This window comes from Metabacillus niabensis (genome assembly GCF_902829255.1).
Lineage (GTDB): Bacteria > Bacillota > Bacilli > Bacillales > Bacillaceae > Metabacillus > Metabacillus niabensis.
This window is the reverse complement of sequence record NZ_CADEPK010000172.1, coordinates 1-1,910: the sequence shown is the minus strand read 5'-3', so window position 1 is coordinate 1,910 and position 1,910 is coordinate 1. Positions and strand designations below refer to the sequence as shown.

At 33.5% G+C, this 1,910-nt stretch carries 3 protein-coding genes; 1 reads left to right on the top strand and 2 read right to left on the bottom strand.

Annotation, left to right across the window (positions count from 1 at the left end; genetic code table 11):
* Positions 1 to 92: 92 nt before the first annotated feature.
* Entirely contained in the window at positions 93 to 845 is a 753-nt protein-coding gene (locus HU235_RS12320; protein WP_174880399.1) for a (S)-benzoin forming benzil reductase, read from the bottom strand.
* A 152-nt stretch (positions 846 to 997) separates the two neighbouring features.
* On the opposite strand from HU235_RS12320, the gene HU235_RS12315 reads away from it, so the two are divergent.
* A complete protein-coding gene (locus HU235_RS12315) occupies positions 998 to 1,189 on the top strand; it encodes an aspartyl-phosphate phosphatase Spo0E family protein (protein WP_174880398.1) in 192 nt (63 codons plus the stop codon).
* Positions 1,190 to 1,242: 53 nt separating this feature from the next.
* Here the strand turns inward: HU235_RS12315 and HU235_RS12310 are convergent, their stop codons facing one another.
* Complete coding sequence (locus HU235_RS12310; RefSeq protein WP_174880397.1) at positions 1,243 to 1,842, bottom strand: sulfite oxidase-like oxidoreductase; 600 nt, start codon at positions 1,840 to 1,842, stop codon at positions 1,243 to 1,245.
* Positions 1,843 to 1,910 lie beyond the last annotated feature (68 nt).

The following is a 1,910-nucleotide window of genomic DNA, read 5'->3' as shown; positions in this document are numbered from 1 at the left end:
TTATTACATCTGTTGACAATTTTTGCGATTCTTTTTTACAAAATTTTTAAAAAAGAACAAATTAATCCTAGATTTCTCTCAGTTTTCACCAATTATAGAAATTCCTTTATATCATAAACTCGACCATTCTCTAAAGGTGAATTAATGAGATTTACTAATATCTTTGCGACAAAACTCGGCTTTCTTAACATCCCCTTCTCATGATACTCCTTGAACATAGGAAGTGAGGCGAAATCCTCTTCTCCTGCCGTTCTAATCATTCCTTGCATATCTGTATCCATCACTCCAGGTGAAAACCCAATTATCACTCGTTTATTCCCTTGTGCACCTTGCTCTTGACCAGCAGTTCTTGTAAACATATTTAACCCTGCCTTTGTACTGCAATATGTACTCCAACCTGAATAAGATTTATTTGCTGCCCCTGAAGTAATATTGACAACAACTGCTTGACCATTAAAGCTCTTTAATTGTTTCAAAAAGAACTCCGTTAATAAAATTGGTGCTAACAGATTTACTTGAACATTTGAGATAATCTCATTAGCAGCGGCATCACCAACCTGCTTAATCGGCTCGATCATTCCTGCATTATTTATTAACGTCAGTTTTTCCGCTTGAACTAAGTCAATTTTAGTAAACACTTTGTTAACTGTTTCTTCTATTTCTTCGATTTTCGTTAAATCACATGACTGATAGAATAACTGAACATTGTTCGTTTTAGCTAATTCCTCTAACTCACTGTTACTTGATCTTGAAAGATAGATAATACAGTTTTCTTGCATAAACATTTCCTTTACGATTGCTTCTCCTAATCCTTTTGAAGCACCTGTTATAATATAGTAATTCATTTGTTTTCCTCCTCTTATACGATTCAAGCAATGCTAATTTCGAATCTACCTATATCGAATATATGCAATTAGAGATTTACAATTTTAGGATAAATTGTTATAATTACCAATATCGAATGATAGTACTTTTGAAATCAAAGGAGTCCCTTGATATGGAAAATACTATTTTTGAAAATGGTTCTATTAATGAAAATCAGTTACTCAGTAAGATTGATTTTCTCAAAGGTGAACTAATTGAAATCGGCTTAATTATCGGATTAAATCATCCGAAAACAGTAGCTTTAAGTCAAAGATTAGATAAATTGATACTAGAATATCAAAAGCACTGTGCAGTTCATAGATAAACAACGAGCATGATTATATCACTCTCATCTGTTACAGATGGGAGTTTTGTTTTTTAATCAAAGCTAAATCTTTGTTCGAGCCACGGGTCCCCTTTCATATGATACCCATTCCTCTCCCAAAAACCAGGATGATTTTTTTCGGTAAATTGTAGACCTCTTACCCATTTTGCACTCTTCCAAAAATAAAGATGTGGGAGGACAGCACGGAGCGGATATCCGTGTTCAGGTGTTAGCGGTTCACCATTATATGCATATGCAAGAAGACTCGTTTCCTTTAAGAAATCTTCAATCGCTACATTTGTTGTCCAGCCTTCTTCAGCGTGAATGATCACATATTTTGCTTGCTCTTTTATCTTCACATCTTTTATAAGATCTGCTGTTCTTACCCCTTGCCAGCTTGTATCAAGCTTCGACCATCCTGTTACACAATGAATATCATTTGTAAGCTCTACTTTCGGAAATAACGATTTAATATCTTCTAATGTATAGAGCTTTGGATTTTCTACTAAACCGTAAATTTGCAAATTCCATTTTGATATATCCTCATAATATGGAATCGTTCCTGAATGTAACACTGGAAAAGTTGTTGTTACATTTTGATTCGGTGGAACTCTATCAGATTGCTGGTTATTTCTCCTTTTACCAAAATACATGAACATCACCTCTTTTTGTTAACTTAATTTTAATTTTAGTTGACATATAATAAATATCCATTTATATT